This is a genomic window from Rhodococcus sp. (in: high G+C Gram-positive bacteria) (genome assembly GCF_049299235.1).
In the GTDB taxonomy this organism is placed as follows: Bacteria; Actinomycetota; Actinomycetes; order Mycobacteriales; family Mycobacteriaceae; genus Rhodococcus.
Window position 1 is genome coordinate 1 of the sequence record NZ_JBAQXC010000098.1, and the last position, 16,558, is coordinate 16,558.

Annotated in this window: 17 protein-coding genes; 10 read left to right on the forward strand and 7 right to left on the reverse strand. The window is 68.7% G+C overall.

The annotated features are described in order from the left end of the window. Nucleotides 1–69: 69 nt before the first annotated feature. Nucleotides 70–1,452, reverse strand: a complete 1,383-nt coding sequence (locus WAX14_RS05470; protein WP_422627075.1) for an NAD-dependent succinate-semialdehyde dehydrogenase — start codon at nt 1,450–1,452, stop codon at nt 70–72. Nucleotides 1,453–1,714: 262 nt separating this feature from the next. Between WAX14_RS05470 and WAX14_RS05475 the strand changes: the two genes are divergently transcribed. Next, nucleotides 1,715–3,127, forward strand: a complete 1,413-nt coding sequence (locus WAX14_RS05475) for a family 43 glycosylhydrolase (RefSeq protein WP_422627076.1) — start codon at nt 1,715–1,717, stop codon at nt 3,125–3,127. A gap of 49 nt (nt 3,128–3,176) precedes the next feature. Then, nucleotides 3,177–3,806: an isochorismatase family protein gene (locus WAX14_RS05480; protein ID WP_422627077.1), complete on the forward strand. Its 630-nt coding sequence runs from the start codon at nt 3,177–3,179 to the stop codon at nt 3,804–3,806. Between the two features lie 22 nt (nt 3,807–3,828). Here the strand turns inward: WAX14_RS05480 and WAX14_RS05485 are convergent, their stop codons facing one another. After that, nucleotides 3,829–4,320, reverse strand: a complete 492-nt coding sequence (locus WAX14_RS05485) for a MarR family transcriptional regulator (RefSeq protein ID WP_422627078.1) — start codon at nt 4,318–4,320, stop codon at nt 3,829–3,831. Between the two features lie 93 nt (nt 4,321–4,413). On the opposite strand from WAX14_RS05485, the gene WAX14_RS05490 reads away from it, so the two are divergent. Then, on the forward strand, nt 4,414–5,292 hold the full coding sequence (locus tag WAX14_RS05490; RefSeq protein ID WP_422627079.1) for an alpha/beta fold hydrolase: 879 nt from the start codon (nt 4,414–4,416) through the stop codon (nt 5,290–5,292). Here WAX14_RS05490 and WAX14_RS05495 read toward each other — a convergent pair. The 4 genes from WAX14_RS05495 to WAX14_RS05510 all read right to left on the reverse strand — a co-directional run bounded on the left by WAX14_RS05495 (nt 5,273) and on the right by WAX14_RS05510 (nt 8,011). Then, nucleotides 5,273–6,244, reverse strand: a complete 972-nt coding sequence (locus WAX14_RS05495) for an NAD(P)-dependent alcohol dehydrogenase (RefSeq protein ID WP_422627080.1) — start codon at nt 6,242–6,244, stop codon at nt 5,273–5,275. The genes WAX14_RS05490 and WAX14_RS05495 overlap by 20 nt on opposite strands. Nucleotides 6,245–6,334: 90 nt before the next feature. Then, a complete protein-coding gene (locus WAX14_RS05500; protein ID WP_422627081.1) occupies nt 6,335–6,565 on the reverse strand; it encodes a helix-turn-helix transcriptional regulator in 231 nt (76 codons plus the stop codon). Next, entirely contained in the window at nt 6,565–6,987 is a 423-nt protein-coding gene (locus WAX14_RS05505; RefSeq protein WP_422627083.1) for a hypothetical protein, read from the reverse strand. Before WAX14_RS05505 ends, WAX14_RS05500 begins: the two co-directional genes overlap by 1 nt. 190 nt (nt 6,988–7,177) lie before the next feature. Then, complete coding sequence (locus tag WAX14_RS05510) at nt 7,178–8,011, reverse strand: class I SAM-dependent methyltransferase (protein WP_422627084.1); 834 nt, start codon at nt 8,009–8,011, stop codon at nt 7,178–7,180. Nucleotides 8,012–8,252: 241 nt separating this feature from the next. Between WAX14_RS05510 and WAX14_RS05515 the strand changes: the two genes are divergently transcribed. From WAX14_RS05515 to WAX14_RS05545, 7 genes are all read left to right on the forward strand, one after another. After that, complete coding sequence (locus tag WAX14_RS05515; protein ID WP_422627085.1) at nt 8,253–8,927, forward strand: winged helix-turn-helix transcriptional regulator; 675 nt, start codon at nt 8,253–8,255, stop codon at nt 8,925–8,927. Between the two features lie 136 nt (nt 8,928–9,063). Further along, nucleotides 9,064–9,993: a MurR/RpiR family transcriptional regulator gene (locus WAX14_RS05520; protein ID WP_422627086.1), complete on the forward strand. Its 930-nt coding sequence runs from the start codon at nt 9,064–9,066 to the stop codon at nt 9,991–9,993. Between the two features lie 134 nt (nt 9,994–10,127). Further along, a complete protein-coding gene (locus tag WAX14_RS05525; RefSeq protein WP_422627087.1) occupies nt 10,128–11,582 on the forward strand; it encodes a tyrosine-protein phosphatase in 1,455 nt (484 codons plus the stop codon). A gap of 45 nt (nt 11,583–11,627) precedes the next feature. Then, nucleotides 11,628–12,662, forward strand: a complete 1,035-nt coding sequence (locus tag WAX14_RS05530; protein ID WP_422627088.1) for an ABC transporter substrate-binding protein — start codon at nt 11,628–11,630, stop codon at nt 12,660–12,662. A gap of 55 nt (nt 12,663–12,717) precedes the next feature. Further along, nucleotides 12,718–14,331, forward strand: coding sequence for an ABC transporter permease (locus WAX14_RS05535; RefSeq protein WP_422627089.1), 1,614 nt, complete (start codon nt 12,718–12,720; stop codon nt 14,329–14,331). Between the two features lie 66 nt (nt 14,332–14,397). Beyond that, complete coding sequence (locus tag WAX14_RS05540) at nt 14,398–15,489, forward strand: ABC transporter ATP-binding protein (protein ID WP_422627090.1); 1,092 nt, start codon at nt 14,398–14,400, stop codon at nt 15,487–15,489. Next, on the forward strand, nt 15,486–16,124 hold the full coding sequence (locus WAX14_RS05545; protein WP_422627091.1) for a histidine phosphatase family protein: 639 nt from the start codon (nt 15,486–15,488) through the stop codon (nt 16,122–16,124). The genes WAX14_RS05540 and WAX14_RS05545 overlap by 4 nt, the downstream gene beginning before the upstream one ends. Here the strand turns inward: WAX14_RS05545 and WAX14_RS05550 are convergent. Further along, nucleotides 16,084–16,558 (reverse strand): ferrochelatase (locus WAX14_RS05550; protein WP_422627092.1); only part of this gene is annotated, 475 nt, incomplete at its 5' end. The genes WAX14_RS05545 and WAX14_RS05550 overlap by 41 nt on opposite strands.

Consider the following 16,558-nt stretch of genomic DNA (forward strand, 5'->3'; position numbering starts at 1 on the left):
CGGCTGCACTCGACGACCGTGAGCGCAGCCGCCGGCCGGCGGGCGGATAGCGAGCACCGTCCGGGGCTCCTACGCCTGAGACGCCGAAGTCCGCCGCAACCGGGTGTTGACGAACTCACCCATTCCCCAACGGCCGAGCTCGCGACCGAAGCCGGATCGCTTCACCCCGCCGAAGGGCAGCCCGGGAAGAGTGGTGCCGTGCTCGTTGATGTACGCCATGCCCACCTCGAGCCGGTCGGCGATTTCCTGTGCACGAGCGATGTCGCTGCCCCACACCGAACCGCTGAGCCCGAAACCCACGTCGTTGGCCAACGCGACCGCGTCGTCGACCGAATCGACACCGTAGATCACCGCCACCGGACCGAAGATTTCCTCGGCGTAGGCATCCATGTCCCGGGTGACGCCGGTCAGGACGGCAGGACGCATGAAGGCACCGTCTCCGTCGACGGCGCCGCCGCCGGTGTGCAGGGAGGCGCCCTGCTCGACGGCACGCTCGACCTGTCCGACCACCGTGTCGCGCGCGGTGACCGACGACAACGGCCCGACCTGGGTGCTCGGGTCCGTGGGATCACCCACCCGGGCTGATTCGAAGACTCGACTGACGATGGACACGAACTCGTCGACCTTGTCGTTGGGCACGATCATGCGTTTCGGCGAGTTGCAGGCCTGACCGGCATTGGACAGTCGTGCCCGCGCCGCGGTCGTGGCGATCTGCTCGATGTCACTGTCGTCGAGCACGATGAGCGGGTCGGAGCCGCCCAATTCCAGGACGACCTTCTTCAGATTCCTGCCCGCGGTTTCCGCGACCGACGCGCCCGCGCGTTCACTGCCGGTCAGCGAGATGCCGCGCACCCGAGGGTCGGCGATCATGTCGGCGATCTGACCGCTGCTCGCGTGCACATTGACATAGACGTCCTCGGGCACACCGGCAGCGTGCACGATCTCGGCCATGACCTCGGACGACGCCGCACAGATGGATGCGTGTTTGAGGATGATGGTGTTGCCCGCCATGAGATTGGGGGCAACGAATCGGGCCACCTGATAGTACGGGTAGTTCCACGGCATCACCCCGATCAGCGGACCGATCGGCTCGATGCGGATCAGGGACTCGTCGGCTCCTTGGGGATCGAGTTTCTCGCCCTTCAGCAGGTCCGGCCCGTGCTCGCCGTACCAACGGTAGATCGCACCGGCGAGTTGGACCTCGCCCACCGCTTCCTTCGTCGGCTTGCCCATCTCGGTCGAGATCAGATCGGCGAGTTCCGCCTGGCGAGCATCGTAGGCGTCGGCGATACGGACCAGGAGTTGTGCCCGTTCGGTCACCGGTGTCGCACGCCAATCGGCGAACGCAGCGTCGGATCGGCGCAGGACGTCGGTGACGGCCGCATCGTCGAGTTCGGGGAACTTCCGCTCGGTCGTACCGGTGGTGGGGTTCAGTGTCACGTACGAGGACATATCGTGTTCCTTCCTGTATGCGCATGCGATCCGTGCCTGCATGCAGGCACGCCGCCCGACTCGAACCCGGCAACGCGTGTCGCGTGCCGGCCGTTCGACTCCCCTACTGATGCCCCCGTCGCAGAGTCGTAAACGTCCTCCCGTGCCGGAACACACATTCGGACACGGTTGCGTCACAGTCGCCCTCTACTCACGTCACATCTGCCACATCCGTATACATTTGCCCCACTTCGGGCGGGCAGAGCCGACATCGAGGAGAGCCGTGCCACACCATCGGATCACCGCGCCGCGGGCGCGCCTGGCCACCGGCAGCAGGTGGTGGATCGGTGTGGCCCTGGCGTTGGCCACCGCCCTGGTCGCACCGATCCAGACGGCACACGCGAATCCGGTCGTCGAACCGGTCGCCGCCGATCCGACGATCATCCGCACCGACGACGGCATGTACTACCTCTACAGCACCGCGGACGACTGGGGCGACGGGCGCGGCATGCATTCGATGTCGATGTTCGCCTCCCACGACCTCGTAGACTGGATGTACGTCGGCGACGTGTTCGATCGTCCCCCGGCGTGGCACGCACCCGGCAAGCATGCGTGGGCCCCGAGCATCCACGAGTTCGACGGCGTGTATCACCTGTACTACTCGCTCCACGACACCGCAAATCCCTGTATCGGCGTGGCGACCTCGCCGAATGCGGACGGGCCGTGGACGGATCTGGGGAGGCCGGTGTTCTGCGCTCACGACGTGCGCATCGACGGCACGATCGACCCGTTCGTCTGGGACGACGGCACCACGAAGACGATGCTCGTCGGAAACTTCAAGGGCGTCTACGCGATTGGGTTGACCCCGGATGGCACGGCGCCGCGGGACACTCCAGTGAAGGTAGCCGACGACCGATTCGAAGGCCCGTTCGTGGTGCACCGCAACGGTTTCTACTACCTGTTCGTCTCGGCCGGAAACTGTTGCAACGGAGGCAATACCGCGTATCGGGTGCTCGCGGGCCGGTCCACGTCCCTGACCGGGCCGTACCTCGATCGCAAGGGTCAGGATCTGAGCGACGGTGGTGGTGCACTGATCCTGGCGGGCAGCGACCGCTGGGCCGGCCCCGGCCACAACAGCGTCGTCACCGACGACGCCGGAAACGACTGGATCGTCTATCACGCGAGTCCGCGCTGGGACATCACGTTGCCCAGTGGCGCCCAACGGCGCGAAGGCCTCATCGACCGGATCGTGTGGGCGGACGACTGGCCCGATGTCGGGGACGGGTCACCGTCGTCGACGCGCCCGGAGCTTCCGTTCGTGGACCTTCCTGCGACGGTGTCGCTGACGGTCGATGCCGCGACCGCGGTATCCACACCGGGCGGCACCGTCGACGCCACGGTGCTCGTCACCGCCGGTGATTCGCCCTTCTCGGGCAGCCTGTGGCTCGGGGCCGGCGCACCCGGCGGCGGGATCGGCGAGACCGTGGCCGCCCCGATCGAGGTGACGCTGCAGCCGGGTGAGGTACGCGAGACGACGATGACCTTCCTCCCGCCGATCTCGCCGACCAGCACCTACGATCTCTACGCCCTCGCAGGCACGAGCGACGCACATGTCGTCGATTTCGGTGCGGTGCACGGCCTCGAGGCTCGTCCCCGGCCTCCGGCACCCGGCGTGCCGAGCGGTTCCGCGTTGTAAGTCCGGGCCGCGGCCGCCCCGACGGCAACGATTCGGCAGGATCGTCGACGTGGTTACGTTCGCAGCCGAGGTCGATCCGTACGATCCAGCGGTCTTCGCCGATGTCCGAGGTGGGCTCGGGTGGCAGATCGACCATGATCGTTGCGCGATATTGGTGCACGATCTACTTCCGTACTACGTGAGCGTGCTTGCTGCCGAGACCCGAGCTGCGGTGGTCGACCGGTGCCACGCCGTGGTGGACTGGGCATTCGACTGCGACGTGCCGATCGTCGCGTCGGCGCCGCGCCCTGCCACGACGACGACGCAGCGCGGGCTCGGCGGCCTATTGTGGGGTCGGGGGCCGGATGCGACCGAGGTCGAACGGTCCTGTGTGCGCGGCATGGACGATCCGGCTGTCGTTCGGGTCCACAAGCGGTCGCTGAGTGCGTTCTACGCCACCGACCTCGAGGTGGAACTTCGGCGGCGAGGCAAGGATCAGCTTGTGGTCTGCGGCGTCTTCGCCTCCCAGGGAATCGTCGCGACCAGTTTCGACGCGTTGGCGAGAGACATCCAACTGTTCGTCGTGTCCGATGCTGTCGCCGACTACAACGCTGCCCTGCACGAGGTGGCACTGGCCCAGGTCGCACGGTCCACCGGGCACCTCGTCCCCGCCGGAGACTTCACGACTCCGGCCCGGTAGCCGGCAATGTCAAACATGCCACCTATGGCTGCGCGGCACCACCCTGGACCTCCCGCGCATCGTCGATCGCCCGTTGCATGTCGGCCAGGAAGCCATCGATCGTCCGTAGTTGTCCTGCGCTGTACTTCCCGATGGCGGTCGTCGCATTCGCGATCACCGGACCGAAGAACGACCAGCCGAGTTGGACGGCGTCGGGCGTGACCTGAATCAGGACTCGTCTACGGTCCCGCAGGTCTCGTTGACGCCGCACACGGCCGGACTTCTCCATGCGATCGATCAGCGCGGTCACGGACGCCGAGTTGAGGTGTAACTGTTCGCCCAACCACGTCGGAGTTGCCTCTAGGCCGTTGCGTTGCGCGTCGAGTAGGCAGATCAGCGCCCGGAGGTCGGTGGCATGCAGGCCGTGCGTTCGAGCGAATTCCGCTCCGAGCAGGTGCATCTCGACCACCAGCGCGCGGAGTCGATGCACCGTGTCCATCGGCTCGTCCGCCGGTTCGGGTCCGGTGTCCATCATGCCCTCCAGCGGTCGACAGTACGGCCCCGACAATCTACTATCTCGACAACCGAAATATCTCGATGAATCGAGATAACTAGTCGAGGAGCTCGGATGGCCCCACTGTCGACGACCGATTTCACCGCCACCTTCGAAGGCGCCGCCTTCTACCGCGCCTACGATCGCGTGCTCGAGAAATGGCCGGTCGAGGCCACCGGCGTCGATCTCGCAACGGAGTTCGGCACGACCCGACTGAACGTGTGCGGACCGCTCGACGGCCCACCGCTGGTTCTGCTGCCTGGTGCGGGTGCAACATCCACGGTGTGGTTCGCGAATGTTGCCGCCCTCGCCGACCGCTACCGGGTATACGCGGTCGACCTGATCGGTGACGCCGGACGAAGCACCGCCGACGGCACCCCCCTGCGCTCGACCGACGACCTGATGACCTGGTTCCGCACCGTCACCGAGACCACCGGCTCGACCGAGTTCGGTCTCGTCGGGCACTCGTACGGCGCGATGATCGCACTCGCGTATGCGCTGCGTGATCCGAAACGCGTTCGGAAGCTGGTGCTGCTCGACCCGAACTCGTGCTTCGCGGGGATGCGCGCGTCGTACCTCACCCGCGCGGTGCCGTTGCTGCTGCGCCCCACAGAGAAGCGCGAACGCGACTTCATCCGCTGGGAGACGGACGGGCGGCACATCGACGGCGACTGGCTCGACCTGCTCGCCCAGGGCGCGGCCTACTTCCCGAAATCGAAGACCATCGTCCCCAAGCGCCCCACGCGAAGCGCTCTCACGAATCTGCGGGTCGACACGACGGCAATCTTCGCGGCCGACAGCAAGGTGCACGACAGCGGGCGACTGGTCACGAACATCGCGGAGTCGCTTCCACGAGTACGCGCAGTCTCTGTCGACGGCGCAACGCATCACACGATGCCGATGAGTCCCGCCGCCGGGTTGAACGCCGCGCTGATCAACGCACTCTCTGTGTGACGATCACCTTGCCGCGGGCGTGGTGGGTGCCCACCGCGGCGAGCGCTTCGGGCGCACGGTCCAGGGTGAACACTGTGTCCACGAGAAGCCGGATGCGGTCGGTGGCGAGCAGTTGCCCCAGTTCGGTGAGCCGCTCCGTGGTGACGGTCGGGAACAAGACGCGCACCCGCTGCGGCGCGACGAGCCCATGCCACTGGGCCTTGACGACCCGCATGAGGGCACCGCCATCGGGCCCGTGCACCCCACTGTTCGGCAGAATGGCGCCGCCGCGCGCCACCACCCGCCGCCAGTCTCGGATGCGCACGCCGCCCGCATTGTCGATGACCGCGTCGTAGGGTGCGGCTGTGTCGAGAGGGTCCTGGGTTTCGTAGTCGAGGACGTGCTCGATCCCCAGCGCCCGCACGCGCTCCACGTTGCGACCGGAGCACACGCCGATGACGTCCGCACCGCGCAGCGCCGCCAGTTGCGCCGCGAACTGGCCGACGCCGCCGGCGACGCCGGTGACCACAACCCGTTGGCCCCGTTCGACTTTCGCCACGTCGACGGCGCACATGGCGGTGGTCCCGGCGATCGGAAGGGCGGCAGCGTGCTCGGGGCGGACGCCGTCGGGAAGCTCCGCGAGACGATGCCCGTCGGCAAGGGCGAACTCGGCGAACGTGGCGATGCCCTGCCCGAACACCGCGTCGCCCACCCGCCAGCGGGTCACTCCGGAACCGACGTCTGCAACTACGCCCGCCAGGTCCACGCCGAGCCGTCGCCGCACCGGACGCCGTAGTCCGATTCCCGGCCGCACGGCGCGGGGCACGCCGCGCATGAGGAACACGTCGGCCGCATTGACCGACGCTGCGGCAACCCGGACCAGAACCTGGCCCTTTCCCGGGGTGGGGACGGGTACGTCGCCCATCGTGAGAGTGTCGGCCTCGCCGTAGGCCGATTGAAGAAGCGCGCGCATGAAAACTCCTGAAGGGTGCGGAAACTCGAGGTCCGGTGCCGTGGGCACGGGCCTTGTGGGTGAGTGCAGTGTCGCCGGGTGCGGGTGGTGTCAGTGCGCGTCGTCGCCCATGTAGGTGAAGACCTCGTCGAGTGGGACGCGCAGCACGTGCGCGATCCGGAAGGCCATCTCGAGCGAGGGCGAGTAGCGGCCCTGTTCGATGGCGATGACGGTTTGGCGGGTGACGTCGAGGGTGGCCGCGAGTTCGGCCTGCGTGAGGTCGCGTTCCGTGCGCAGGTCGCGGATGCGGTTGGCGACCCGGGTGGGCTTGGGACCGCCCATCACAGACCGTCGCGGTAGGCGGCAAGGGTGACGCCCGTGCTCGCGAGCGAGCCCAGGAACGCGCCCACGAAGAGCACCGTCGCCGTCCAGAACGCCGGCGCGTCGAGCGCCAGCATGACGAGCGTCGCCAGCACGACAATCCCGACGATCCCGGCGCCTGTGGTTTCGGCGTAGCGCTCGATCTCGTGGTCCCGCGCGTCGGTGTGCGACTCGCCGCGGACACGCAGCCACAGCACCAGCATCACCACCGCGTACAGGCCACCGCCGAGGGTGAGGGACCACAACATCGGGCCTTGCCAGCCGACGTCGACGAGCGGAAGCCCGTCCGTGACGGCGCGCACGACGACGACGGTCCAGTACGCGAGGAACGTCACGATGCTGATGGCGAGACCTGCCCAGGTGTATCGCTCGGTGAAAGTCATGAAGCCTCCCGATGTCAAAGATTATTGACATGACTACCGTAGGGCGAGCGGGCAGAGCATGTCAAGAATATTTGACATCGGATGGCGCGGCGCGGTCCCCCAGCCCGAACCTCCAGCGGCACCTGCGCATTCACCGTTCGAGGCCGCGTACTGTGTCGTTCGCGGACCAGGCCTACCGTTGTCGGTGCCGTCAAGCTGCGCGCCGCGCGGTCAGCAGCAGGTATTCCCAGTCCATCGCTCCCCCGCCCTGATCCCAGGTGCGGCCCAAATCTGCGAGTGCCCGGTCGAGCGCCGCGACGCGGTCGGGTTCGTCTGCGATCGCGCGGTAGACCGCGATGGTCGGCCCGTAGGTGGCCTTGAAGAAGTCCCGGAATTCCTCGCCGGTGGCGAAGCGCTCCACCCGCAGTTGTGCCGTCCGAGCCTCCACGTCGGTGACCCGATCACCGAGCAGGGCACGCACATGGGTCTCGTCGCCCCACCGCGGTGGGGGTTGCGCGCCCGGAGGGGGCGGCGGCGCATACGGTTTCATGGTCGCGAACATCCGGCCGATGAAGCCGTCGGGGGTCCAGCTGAGCAGCCCGATCCGGCCGCCGGGCCGGGTGACGCGGACCAGTTCGTCCGCGGCCGCCTGGTGGTGCGGTGCGAACATGACGCCGACGCAGGACAGCACCACGTCGAAGCTCGCGTCGTCGAACGGTAACGCTTCGGCGTCAGCTTCCTGCCAGGTCAAGTCGACCCCGGCGGAGGCGGCGTCGCGGCGGCCGGCGTCGAACAGTTCGGGTGTCAGATCCGAGGCGACCACCGAGGCTCCGGTGCGCGCGGCGGGAATCGACACGTTCCCCGATCCGGCGGCGACGTCGAGAACCCGGTCTCCCGCGCCGACATCACACGAGGACACGAGGATCGGGCCGAGCTTCCGAATCACCTCGGTGGCGACTGCCGGGTAGTCGCCGAGAGCCCACATCGCGCGGTGTTTGGCCTTCACTGCACGATCGTCGGCCGGTGTTGTCGTTGCGTCGCTCATGATGTGTTTCCGGCGCGGGCGCTCCCCCGTTCGGTACGGAAAGAGCGATGCCCCGGTCTCCTTTCTCCTACTGTGGGATGCGTCCCGATGCGTAGACCCCGATTCCCTGACCCAAGAGACGTATCGGGCGCTACATCGACTGTAGGAACGGACTCCGTGGCACTTCCAGTACTGGATCTGTACCGCGGGCCCAGCACCACGTTCGCCTGTGGCACCGGATGCGACGGCCTAGCATTCGACCATGGGATCGTCGTATCACCAGTTCTGTCCGGTCGCGAAGGCGATGGAACTGTTCGACGAACGCTGGACGATGCTGCTGGTGCGCGAACTCGTGCTGGGCAGCGAACGGTTCAACGACCTCCGGCGGGGGCTTCCGCGGATGTCGCCCTCACTGTTGTCCACCCGGCTGCATCAACTGACCGCCGCGGGCATCGTCGCGCGGACCGGCGACGGCCGGGACGTGCGCTACACACTCACGCCCGCCGGACGGGACCTCGAAGCGGTAGTGGACGCGGTCGGCGCCTGGGGTCTGCGGTGGACCGGCCGACTGGGCGACGAGGACCTGGATCCGAAACTGCTGATGTGGGACATGCACCGTAATGTCGACCACACCGCGATCGGACCGGAACGGGTGGTCGTGCAATTCGTGTTCCCCGACGTATCGCTCGGGTCGCACCGGTGGTGGATGGTCGTCACCGCCGACGAGGTCGACGTGTGCGATGCGGACCCCGGATTCGAGGTGTCGGTCGCGGTCACCGCCGATCTGCGGGCGCTGACCGAGATCTGGCGAGGCGAACGACGGTGGCCGGACGCCGTGTGGTCGGGTGCAGTCACGATCGACGGCCCGGTCACCCTGCGCCGAAGCCTGCCGGGTTGGTTCGTCTCGCCGCTCGCGGAGAAACGCGCCGGCATGTGATCGGCACGCGACCGCCCGGTGACGAGGCGGTGAACGGCGACCGCCACTGGCGTGCACCGATTTCCGCGCCGCTACCCTGGCGGTCCTGACATCGCCGGAGTCCACCGGCGTGGGAACGAACGGAACCGCAGCCGACATGCCGACCCCTTCCGCCGACGCCTGGCGTTCGAGCGCCACCCTCGCCCGGTTGCGGGCGGGTCTGGCAACTCTCGGTCCCGGCGAACAGCGCGTCGCCCGTACCGTTCTCGCCGGCCCCGGCGCCGTGGTCGAAATGTCGACGTCCGGTTTGGCGGCGGCATCGGGCACATCACCGGCGACGGTGGTGCGGGCGTGCCAGCGACTGGGCTTCCGCGGCTTCCAACATCTGCGCCTCGAGTTGGCGCGCGTCACGTCCGACCCCGGACTTGCCGCGGCAGCACCTGTCGATGCGGCATTCGACGCGGCAACCGAAGCACTCACCGCGACCCGCGCGACGATCGACGCCTCGGGTTTCGCCGCAGCCGTGGACCTGATTGTGCGAGCACGACGAGTCCTGTTGGTGGGCAACGGATTTTCTTCACCTCCGATCCAGGATGCCGCATTGCGCCTGACCACGGCGGGCCGCAGCGTGGAGGCCCCGCTCGACATTCTCGGGCAGCAGTTCTCGGCGCGACTGCTCTCCGCGCACGACGTGTGCCTGGCCGTGAGCTATTCCGGTGCCAATACCCACACGCTGCGGGCAGGTGCGGCGGCGCGGGAGCGGGGCGCGTCGATCATCGCCGTGACCAGCTACACCACGACACCGTTGACGCGGATCGCCGACCTGGTGCTGTGGGCGGGTGCGGGTGTGCACGAGAACGAGGCGGATTCGTTCTCGGCCAGGATCAGCCAGTTCACGCTCTTGTACGCCCTGTACCGCGCGGTACTGGAGCATCCCGAACGAGGCACGGCCGATACCGGCGCTCGTGACGTCGTCGCGGACGCGCTCAGTGACACCCTTCCCGACGACACCCTTCCCGACGACACACTTCCCGACGAACCGGATCACACGGACGACGGTGATGATCGGGATATTTCCGACTGTTAACTTGCCCGCCGCCGGGCGTTCCGGAGAGTGGACCTGCCCATTCAGTCGGGCAGCCCACGATATGACCCGACGGAACACCGTTCCGGATTCAATGGAACGTTGATTGCGGAAGGCGGATCGTGGAGCCGATAGAAGTGGCCGGCACCTTCAACCTGCGGGAGGTCACGGGGCCGGGCCTGACACGGGGCGCCCTGTTCCGCTCCGCCGCGCTCGACGAACTGACCGACGAGGGCCGGAACACGCTGTGTACGTTCGGGATCCACACGGTGATCGACCTTCGTGACGACTCGGAGCGCCTCTCGTCGACCGCCGACACCCCGTGGCAGCTGGCCCATCACCCACTGTTCGACCCACGCACCGGCCCCCCACGCACCGGAGACATCGGAACCGTCTACCGGTCGCTGCTCGACGAGCGCGGTGCCGCACTCGTCGGCGCGCTGCGCACCCTCACCCACACGCCGGGGCCGGTGCTGGTGCACTGCGCGGTCGGCAAGGACCGCACCGGACTGATCGTGGCGCTGGCGCTCGCCGCCGCCGATGTGCCCGATGCGGCCATCCTCGACGACTACGCCACCTCCGGCCGATACGTGCGCCCGCACCGGGAGGCACACGTCCGGCGTCTACTGAACGGCACGGAACTCACTCCGGACGAGCATGCTCGAGCCGTCGAACTGCACCTCGATTCGCCGCGGGAGGCGATGGCCGCCGCGCTCGGTCACGTACGCGACCGGTTCGGCTCGATCGCGAACTACCTGTCGGTCCACGGCTTCACACCACGCGACGTGGTCGCGCTCCGCGTCCGACTCCGCTCGGCGCCCGAACTCACGGTCCTGCACCTGACCGACGTGCACGCCGCGGCCACACCGCTCTACGCACACGTCGACGGCGTCGCCCGCGTGCGGGCGGTCACCGAGCGGATGCAGTCGTCACTGCTCCGACCCGACGTGGTGGTCGTCACCGGAGATCTGTCCCACCACGGCGATCCCTCGGTCTACCCGGCGCTGGCGGCAGCGTTCGACGACCTGCGCACCCGGCTCGGCTGCCCGGTCGTCGCCGTCCCCGGCAATCACGACGATCCGACTGCCTTCGCTGCGGTGTTCGGCCGGCACCGCGTCGAGCACCTCCGCGGGTTCCGGGTGATCGGACTCGACACCACCACCGGGTCGGTGTCGCGGGCCGACCTCGATCGGTTGGCCCTGGAACTGCGCACTCCCGCACCGCACGGCACGATCGTGGCCCTGCATCATCCGCCGGTGCCGTCGCCGGCCGCCACCATGGCCGGTCGTGAACTGGTCGCGCCCGAGGAACTCGCGGCGGTGCTGTCCGGCTCGGACGTCATCACGATCCTCGCCGGTCATTTCCATCATCCGATGAGCGGAATCTTCGCCGGGATCCCGGTGTGGGTGGGCGGTTCGCTGGCCTACCTGCAGGACGCCGGGACACCCGCGGACACCGTGGTCGGGTTCGATGCCCCGGCGTATTCGATCGTGCGATGTTCCCGGCGCGCGGCGAGCGCCCTGCCCATTCCGTTGTACGACCCCGATGTGCTGTTCCGTGCGAGCCCCACGCTCACCGTCTCCGCACCCTGACCTGCTCACCGCCCCCGCTCTCGCATCCCCGACGAGGAGAAAACCGTGAAATCCCTGCCCCGTCTCGTGTCCACCGTCGCGCTCGGCGCGGCCACCGTGTTCGCGCTCGCCGCGTGTTCCGAACCGGCCGCTTCCGACACCGACTCCACCGGCACCGCCGCCGCCGACGTGGGGACCTTGACGGTCTACACCTCGGAGCCGCAGGCCAAGATCGATGCGCTCGTCGCGGCCTTCAACGAGGAGCACCCGGACATCACGGTCGAGGTGTTTCGCGCCGGAACCGGTGATCTGACCGCCCGCATCGAAGCCGAGCGCACCACCGGCGCGATCGGCGCCGATGTCCTGCTCGCGGCGGACGCCCCAACCTTCGAGGGATACAAGGCCGACGGGCTGCTGCAGCCGTACACCCCGGCCGACGTGGCCGCGCTGAACCCCGATGTCGTCGACCCCGACGGCTTCTACGTCGGCACCCGCATCATCCCGACGGTGATCGCCTACAACACCACCGCCGTCGACGCACCCCCCACCGCGTGGGCGGATCTGACCGATCCGAAGTTCCTCGGCAAGATCACGTTGCCGAACCCGGACGTGTCCGGTGCCGCCGCGTACAACACCGCGGTCTGGCTCAGCACCCCCGAACTGGGTGAGCCCTGGCTCGCGGGACTGGCCGCGAACCAGCCGATCGTCGCCGAGAGCAACGGGCCGGTCGGGCAGGCCGTCGCGGCCGGGACCCAGCCGGTCGGGATCGTCGTCGACTACCTGGTCCGTGAGCTGGCCGCGAAGGGTTCCCCCATCGCGCTGTCCTACCCGAGTGACGGAGTCCCGTACATCTCCCAGCCCGCCGGCATCTTCACCGACGCCGACAGCACCGAGGCGGCGCGCGCGTTCGTCGACTTCCTCGTGAGCAAGCGCGGACAGGAACTCGCGGTCGCGCAGCAGTATCTGCCGGTGCGCGGCGACGTGGGCTCCCCGACCGGGGCACCGGCGCTGACCGAGGTGGCCCTGCTGTCACCGGACCTCGAGGAGATCACGGCGATCCAAGACGAGGCCGTCGCGAAGTTCAATGATCTCGTCGGCTAATTCCACTTCTCTTCCCGCCGTCCGGGTTCCGCCCGGGCGGCGGCCCGATCCGGTGATGCTCGTGCGGATCGCGCTGTGGATCTTCGTCGCCGCGCTGATCGTCGCGCCACTGGCGACCGTCGTCTCGCTCGGGTTCGGCGGCAACCACATCGGACGGCTGATCGACGACGACATCGCCGGTGCCGCAACCAACAGTGTCGTGTCCGCGGGCCTGTCCGCGCTGTTCGCCGTCATCGTCGCGACGGCGATGGCCTTGTTGCTCGACCGCACCGATCTGCCCGGGCGCGGGGCGTTGCGCCTGATCCTGCTGTCGCCGCTGCTGGTGCCGCCGTTCGTCGGTGCCATCGCGTGGACCGGGTTGCTCGGCCCGAGCGGGATGTTGAACCGGTTCTGGGCGGACCTGTTCGGCGGGCCGCTGTGGAACATCTACGGCGGGGACGGTGTGGTGTTCCTGCTGACCGTGCACTCGTACCCGATGGCGTATCTCATCGTGGCCGCGGCCTTGCGCAGGGTCCCCGGCGATCTGGAGCAAGCCGCCCGGATCGGCGGCGCTTCCCCGTGGGGTGCGATGCGCACGGTGACCCTTCCGCTGCTGCGACCGGCGCTGCTCGCCGCATTCACCCTGACCGCGGTGTCGAATCTCGCCGACTTCGGGATCCCCGCGCTGATCGGCCTGCCCGAACGGTACGTGACACTGTCGACGATGGTGTACCGCTACATCCAGTCGGGAACCGTGGACCGGCCGCTCGAGGTGGTATCGACCATCGGGATCGCGTTGCTGGCGATCGCGGTGCTCGCGGTGCTCGCCGATCGGCGGCTGTCGCGACGCACCCGGCAACTCGACGGCCCGGTCACTCCCCCGCAGCCACTGCCGCTGTTCTGGGCGCGGACCGCGGCCGGGATACTCGCGTGGACGGTGGGTCTCGCACTGACGGTCCTGCCGATCCTGGCTCTCGCCACCCAGGCGTTGCTCCCGGCACCCGGCGTGCCGTTGACCTGGAGCAACCTGACCCTCGACAGCATCATCACAGCAGTCACGGCACCGGGAACCGTAGTGGGACTACAGAATTCGCTGTTCCTGGCGATCAGCGCCGGTGCCGTGTGCGCGGTGGCGGGCCTGGCGATCGGGGTGCTCACCACCCGCACCACCGCCCGCGACAACACCGCCCTGGATCTACTCGCGCTGCTACCTCAGGCGATTCCCGGTCTGGTGGTCGCGGTGGGCTGGCTGATCGTCGGCCGCTACACGGGCCTGTTCGACACACGCTGGGTCATCTTGTGCGCCTATGTCACCGCGTTCCTGGCGATCGTCGTGCAGGCGGTGCGGGCTCCGCTGTCCACCACACCGACGACACTCGAGGACGCGGCCCGCGCCGCCGGCGCGTCACGACTGCAGGCGCTGCGGGACGTGCCGTGGGCGATGACGGTGCCCGTCGCGGTGACCGGCGGGGTTCTGGTGGCGTTGACCGCGGTACGCGAACTGACGATGTCGGTGCTGCTGGTGGCACCGGGCACGCACACTCTGGGCGTGTCGATCTTCAACCTGCAGCAGGCCGGCGACTACAACGCCGCATCCGCACTGTCACTACTCGTCGCCCTCGTCGGCATGGCCGGTCTCGGCCTGGTCGCCGGCACCCGAGCGGGACGCCGGCCCGCCCCCCAGCGCTGACTCACAACACAGCGCTGACTCACAACACAGTGCCGACCCACAACACAGATCGGAAACAGCCCCGCCATGTCCGCCATCACACTCACCGGCGTCGACCTCCGCTTCGCCGACGGAACAGTGGGTTTGTCCGGTATCGACCTCGCGGTGCGCGACGGCGAATTCGTCGCCCTCGTCGGCCCGTCCGGTTCGGGAAAGACCACCCTGCTCCGCACGATCGCCGGATTCCTCGATCCCACCGCAGGGACCGTACGCCTCGGTGACGAGACGGTCGCCGACGGCACGCGCGCGGTCCCACCGGAGAAACGCCGGCTCGGCATGGTGTTCCAGCAGCACGCGATCTGGCCGCACCGCACGGTGGGACGCAACGTCGCGTATCCCCTCGAGGTCGCGAAGGTTCCGCGGGCCCGCCGCGCCGAGCGGGTCGCCGAGGTACTCGACCTGGTGGGACTACCGGGATTGGAGAACCGTGATCCGGCGACGTTGTCCGGCGGCCAGCGTCAGCGGGTCGCGCTCGCCCGTGCGCTGGCGGCCCGACCGCGGGCGCTGCTGCTCGACGAGGCACTGTCCGCGCTGGACGAACCGCTCCGTGATCGGCTGCGGCTGGAATTGCGTACGCTCACCCGCGCGCAGAACCTCACGGTCGTGCATGTCACGCACGACCGCGCCGAGGCGCTGGCGCTCGCCGACCGGGTCGTCGTGCTCGACCGCGGCCGGATCCAGCAGGTCGACACCCCCGAGACGATCCTGCAACGTCCCGACTCGGCATTCGTCGCGAAGTTCCTGTCGGACGCGAATCTGCTGGCCGGTACCGTGTCCGGGCCTGGTTTCGTCAGTGACGACGGCGCGGTGCGGGTCGATCGGGAACTGCTGCCGGACACCCCGGACGGCGCGGGCACACTGGCGGTGCTACCCACCGACATCGAGGTGGTGTCCGTCTCGTCCGCGGCGGCCCTCGGGGGGATCGTGATGTCGTCGCTGTTCGGGCGTGACGCGAGCGACGTCGTCGTCTCCTGTCACGGGGCGCAGTTCCGGTGCTCGGTGCACGGGCCGCGTCCCACGGTCGGCGACCGTGTGGGTCTGACGATCCGCCGAGCCTTGTTCTATCCGGCGACCTCCGATGCCGGAACCGGGGTCGCACTCGCCGGGACGGCCGGATGACCGGCAGCACCCGGCTGATGCTGGTCCGGCACGGTCGCACCGACTGGAACCTGCGCGGCCGGTTGCAGGGAAGCGCCGATATTCCGCTCGACGATGTCGGACGCGCGCAGGCGCGGGCGGCCGCCCGGTCGCTCGACGGACACGAATGGGACATCGTGGTCACCTCGCCCCTGGCCCGCGCCGTCGAGACGGGGCGAATCATCGCCGCGCACCTGAAAATCGTTGTCTCCGAACAGGTTCCGGAGCTCGCCGAACGCAGCTACGGCGTCGCCGAGGGGTTGACCCGCGCGGACGCCGAACGGCGCTGGCCGGGCGGGTCGTTCCCCGGACTCGAGCCGCTCGGGGCCGTCGCGATGCGCGGTGTTCACGCACTGCGGTCGGTGGTCGCGGCGCATCCGGGTGGTCGGGTGGTGGTGGTCGCCCACGGCGCGCTCATCCGCGCGGTGCTCGGTGAGCTGACCGGCGGACCGGTACCGCGCATCGTCAACGGCGCGCTCAGCGAACTCGAATGGGCGGGGAGATGGACGGTGCATTCGATGAACCGCATCGGCGCGACGACCCGCCCGGACGCGCAGGGTTCCCCGCGCATTCCGGTCAGGACCCGTGGGCCGGGACGGGACGGGACGACCGGGTAGCCGGCGCGCAGCAGCCCACCGCGCACAGCGCTCCGTTACGCCCGGCACCGAACAACGGTTCGGCGCCGAGCCGCTCGGGTGCCCGACCTGCGGCGGCTTCCTCGACGAGGACACGCACGAGGCGCGGGAACCTGGCATCGGCCCCGGCTGTCGCCGCCCGAGCGAACGCCATTCCGAGGTCTGCGGCCTTCTGTTTCGCCTCGATGTCGAGGTCCCACACAACCTCGAGGTGATCGGACACGAATCCGACCGGAACCACGATCACGGCGGTCACCCCTCGGGCGTGCAGCGCCTCGAGGTGGTCGACGATGTCCGGTTCGAGCCACGGCACCTGCGGCGGCCCGGACCGGGACTGCCACACCAGGTCGTGGTCGTCGACACCGGCCGCGGCCGCGACCAACCGCGCGGCGTCGGCGACCTGACGGCCGTACAGG